The sequence below is a fragment of the Actinophytocola sp. genome (assembly GCF_035634895.1).
Classification (GTDB): domain Bacteria; phylum Actinomycetota; class Actinomycetes; order Mycobacteriales; family Pseudonocardiaceae; genus Actinophytocola.
In genome coordinates this window covers 1-4,292 of record NZ_DASQCC010000167.1, presented here as the reverse complement: position 1 = coordinate 4,292, position 4,292 = coordinate 1, and the positions used below count along the sequence as shown (strand labels likewise).

The window sequence follows — 4,292 nt, the reverse complement described above, 5'->3', positions numbered from 1 at the left end:
CGCGCCGGAAATCAGGCAACTAATTCGGCGGCCCAGCTTCCTGCTGGCGGCGTTGCCGGTTCGCCCAAGTACGACCCAGTACGAGGACGAACCGGCGCCTTGCCAGCAGAAACCCGGATCCACCGACTTGATCACCGCATTCCCGGCGCGGGACACTAGTGGACCCGTCGGGGACGTGGGACTGGCGGGCCTGGAGCCTGGCGGTACTGGCCGCGGCGGTCGCGGGTTGGTTCCTGTTCCGGTGGCTGTCGGCGCTGGCGTTCCGCCACATGTTCGTGGGCAGGCTGGCGCGGCGGCACGGCTGGCGCGTGGACGTGCCGGCGACCGGCGGCCGGGCGGCGTTCGACGAACAGGAACGGCGACGCCGCAGGAAGGCCTGGGCCCTGCTGCGAAAGGGCCGGATCAGCGAGGGCTATCGGACAGGCGTGTTCGGCAAGACGCACACGGGCGCGTGGCACCCGGAGCTGACCGTGACGGGAACCTGGCGCGGCCACCGGTTCACGGCCACCCAGAGCCGCCGCTACGAGCTGACGAGCGGCGAGACGACGCGACGCAGGGTCCGCAGACGCGCGTCGGTGACGCTGGCGGGCACCTCGACGGAGCTGGGCCCCCGCCTGCGCAGAGGCCGTCTCATCGCCGCCCTCGACCGGCTGGCCGACGCGGCGGACCGTCAGGCATTAGTCAGCGGCCGAACAGGTCGTCGTTCGTGAAGTCGTCGTCCTCGTCCGGGCGGCGGCGGGGCGGGCGAGGTGGCGCCGGAGGCCGCGGCGGCTGGACCGGGTCACGGCCGGGCGTCGACTCCTCGGCGAACGAGTAGCTCGCGCCCTCCGGCTCCTCGTCCTCCTCCTCCGGGATGTACCCGGTGAGCATCCGCAACGCCTCGTGGTCCGGCCCGCCCAGCGGGGCGAACGCCTCCGCCACGTTCACGGCCGCCTGACGCTGTGCCTTGCGTGCCAGTCCCATGATCTTCTGGGCCAGCTCCGCGCCGTTCCCGCGCCACGCGGACTCGTCGATGCGCAGGTTCGTCAGCGAACCGTTCGGTGCGACGGACACGCTCAGCGAGCCGTCCGGTGACGTCTCGGTCGCGCCGGACCGCTCCAGGTCCTGTTCGAACGCCTCGGTCTTGGCCTTGACGTCCGCGATCTTGGCGTTGAAGTTCGCCAGCCACTCATCCGGGGTTGGAACCGTCACGGCCACGAGCATAGAGAAGCGAAGGGCTTCCGATCAGTGTAATCGAGCGTGTACTCTGCGCAATTACCTGCGTCTGCAAGTTGCAGGAAGGTGGCCGGCGTGCCCCACGTTGCGCCGGCTCTGCGGGCCGTCTCCCGGAGCGCGGCGACTGGCGGTGGACGGCCCGCGCCCTCTCAGAAGGGCAGCTTCCGGAAGATCGGCCTGGGGATGTGCCGGAAGACCGACATGACGATCCGCCACGGCGCCGGTGTCCACACCAGCTCCCTGCGTTTGGCCACCGCGGCCACGACGTCCTCGGCGACCGCCTCGGCCGTCGTCGCCAGCGGCGTCGGCTTCATGCCCTCGGTCATCTTCGTCTTCACGAAACCGGGCCGCACCACGGTGACCGAGATGCCCTCGCCCCGCAGTGCCTCGCCGAGGCCGAGGTAGAAGCCGTCCATGCCGGCCTTGGTCGAGCCGTACATGAAGTTCGCCCGCCGCACCCGCTCGCCTGCGACCGACGACAGCGCCACGATCCGCCCGTGCCCCTGCTTGCGCAGCCGCTCGGCCAGCGCGACGCCGACCGACACCGGAGCGGTGTAGTTGACCCGCGCCAGCTCGACCGCCTTCGCGTGGTCCTGCCAGACCTCCTCGGCATCGCCGAGCAGCCCGAACGCCACGACCGTCACGTCGATGTCACCGTCGCTGAAGGCCTTGTCCAGCACCGCCGGATGCGAGGCGGTGTCGAGCGCGTCGAACTCCACGGTGGACACCGTGGCACCCACGGAACGCAGGTCCGCCACGGCCTCGTCCAGCCGCGCCGACTGCCGACCCGCCAGGACGACCCGCAGCGGGCGGCGCCGGGCGTACAGACGGGCCACCGCGAGGCCGATCTCCGAGGTCCCGCCGAGCAGCAACAGCGACTGGGGATTACCGACAGCGTCAATCACAGCGACAACCTTCTCGACATGTCTGAGGCGAAAACGCCTTGTGGGTCAACGGATGCGCGGACCTTGCGCCACTCGTCCAGCCGCGGGTAGCCACGCTCGACCACCGACGGCGTCGCGCGGGACTCCTTGGCCAGGTAGTGCCGCCCACCGGCCCGTAGGACCAGCTCGTCCAGCTCCTCGCACAGCTCGTGCACGCCCTTGCGGACCGGGAAGTCCAGGCACAGCGTCCAACCCGGCATCGGGAACGACAGCGGCGCCCGGTTGCCGGGACCGAACCGCTTGAGCACGTTCAGCACGCTGACCTGCCCGGTCTCGACGGCCCGGTGCACGGTGTGCCGGATGACGTCCTCGGCGCCGAACGGCACCGCGAACTGGTACTGCAGGAAGCCGTGCGGGCCGTACCCGCGGTTCCACTCGCCGACGATGTCCAGCGGGTGCAGGAACTGCGTGATGTTCTGGACGGCACCGGCACGCGTCGGCGACTTGCGGTACCACAGCTCGCTGAAGATCCGGCCGGTCAGCTTGTTCAGCATCCCCGGCGGGAAGACGTCCGGGACGGTCAGCAGCTGCGGTGCCTCGAACCTGAGCGGGTTCCCGCGCGACCGGGCGGGAAGGTCCTCGACACGGGCGTGGTTGGCGCGGGTCAGGATGCCGCGGCCCAGGTGCGGGCCGGTGGTCACGGCGTCGAACCAGGACACGGACTCGGCGTAGGACTCGTCGCCGACGCTCTGGCGGGCCATGAGGTCGTCGAGGTTGCCGATCTGCTCGGTGTCGACGAGGAAGTACGCGGTCTCGACGTGGTTCAGCGCCAGCGTGGCGCGCAGCACGATGCCCGTGAGGCCCATGCCGCCGACCGTGGCCCAGAACAGGTCGGCGTCCGGACCGTCCGGCGTCAGCGTGGTGACCTCGCCGTCCGCGGTGAGCAGGTCGAGTGAGCGGACGTGGTTGCCGAAGCTGCCCTCGACGTGGTGGGCCTTGCCGTGGATGTCGCTGCCGATCGCGCCGCCGACCGTGACCTGGCGCGTGCCGGGCAGGACGGGCAGCCAGAGGCCGAACGGCAGGAGCGCCCGCATGAGCGTGTCGAGCGAGACGCCCGCGTCGACGTCCACGGTCGCGGCCTCGGCGTCGACCGTGTGGATCCGGCTGAGCCCGGTCATGTCGATGACCACACCGCCGGCGTTCTGGGCGGGGTCGCCGTAGCTGCGCCCGAGCCCGCGGGCGATGACCCCACGTGGACCGGCGGCGCGGACCGCCGCGGCGATCTCCCGCACGTCCGCGGTGTGGAGCACCTGCGCCGACGTGGGCGCGGTCCTTCCCCAACCGGTGAGCTTCTCTGGCTTCACCGCACCGAGGGTATCCGGGTCGTCGCCGGCTCCTACACTGGCTCCGTGACTGCCGTGGACGACAGGAGCGGGCTGGCCGGCCAGCTCGCTCGGTTCGTGTTGATCGGTGGTTTCTGCGCGCTCGTCGACTTCGGCGTGTACCAGGGGTTGCTGGCGCTCGGGCTCTGGGTGCACCTCGCGAAGGCCATCAGCTTCGTGGCCGGCACCACGACCGCTTACCTCCTGAACCGCCGGTTCACGTTCAACGCGGCCGGCGGCGCCGGCCAGCTCGGCGGGTTCGTCCTGCTCTACACGGTGACGTTCTTCGTCAACGTGGGCACCAACGCCCTGATGCTGCACTTCGGCCTGCCGATCGCGCTTGCCTGGGTGGTGGCGCAGGGCCTCGCGACGGCCATCAACTTCGTGATGCTGCGGACGGTCGTCTTCAGGGCTCGCTAGCCGGCCCCGACGCCTGGCGATCCACGGGCTGCCCGTCGGGTGGTAGCCGCTTCTCGAACCAGTGGTGGGCGTAGTACTCGTCGTTGAACGGGTCCACCTCGCGGTAGCCCGCCGCGCGGTACATCGTGACCGCCTCCGCCAGGGCCTTGTTGGTCTCCAGGCGGACCGTCGTCGCGCCCTGGGCGCCGGCGCGGCGCTCCAGCTCGGTGAGCAGCCGCCGGCCGATGCCCAGGCCGCGGTGTGCGTCGTCGACCCACATGCGCTTGAGGTAGGCCTGCTCGCCGGCCAGCTTGAGCGCCCCGCAGCCGACCGGGGTGCCGTGCAGGGTCGCGACCAGGAGCATCCCGGCGGGCAGCCGCAGCTCGTCGCCTTCCGCCGAGATGCCGAGGCC

General features: G+C 71.0%; 6 protein-coding genes. 2 read left to right on the top strand and 4 right to left on the bottom strand.

Going from position 1 to position 4,292, the window contains the following annotated elements; genetic code table 11:
• Positions 1-158 precede the first annotated feature (158 nt).
• Positions 159-710 carry a hypothetical protein gene (locus tag VET29_RS24965; RefSeq protein ID WP_324924630.1) on the top strand — a complete coding sequence of 184 codons (552 nt, stop codon included), beginning with the start codon at positions 159-161 and terminating at the stop codon, positions 708-710.
• Here VET29_RS24965 and VET29_RS24960 read toward each other — a convergent pair.
• The 3 genes from VET29_RS24960 to VET29_RS24950 form a co-directional block, all read right to left on the bottom strand.
• Positions 682-1,191: a YbaB/EbfC family nucleoid-associated protein gene (locus tag VET29_RS24960; protein WP_324924628.1), complete on the bottom strand. Its 510-nt coding sequence runs from the start codon at positions 1,189-1,191 to the stop codon at positions 682-684. The two genes, VET29_RS24965 and VET29_RS24960, sit on opposite strands and share 29 nt — an antisense overlap.
• 173 nt (positions 1,192-1,364) lie before the next feature.
• Complete coding sequence (locus VET29_RS24955) at positions 1,365-2,120, bottom strand: decaprenylphospho-beta-D-erythro-pentofuranosid-2-ulose 2-reductase (protein ID WP_324924626.1); 756 nt, start codon at positions 2,118-2,120, stop codon at positions 1,365-1,367.
• Positions 2,117-3,463 carry an FAD-binding oxidoreductase gene (locus tag VET29_RS24950; protein WP_324924624.1) on the bottom strand — a complete coding sequence of 449 codons (1,347 nt, stop codon included), beginning with the start codon at positions 3,461-3,463 and terminating at the stop codon, positions 2,117-2,119. The genes VET29_RS24955 and VET29_RS24950 overlap by 4 nt, the downstream gene beginning before the upstream one ends.
• Positions 3,464-3,508: 45 nt before the next feature.
• Between VET29_RS24950 and VET29_RS24945 the strand changes: the two genes are divergently transcribed.
• The gene (locus VET29_RS24945; protein WP_324924622.1) at positions 3,509-3,901 is read left to right on the top strand and encodes a GtrA family protein; all 393 of its coding nucleotides are present in this window, start codon (positions 3,509-3,511) and stop codon (positions 3,899-3,901) included.
• On the opposite strand, the gene VET29_RS24940 is transcribed toward VET29_RS24945, so the two are convergent.
• Positions 3,888-4,292: GNAT family N-acetyltransferase (locus VET29_RS24940; protein WP_324924620.1), on the bottom strand; the 405-nt coding region annotated here is incomplete at its 5' end. The genes VET29_RS24945 and VET29_RS24940 overlap by 14 nt on opposite strands.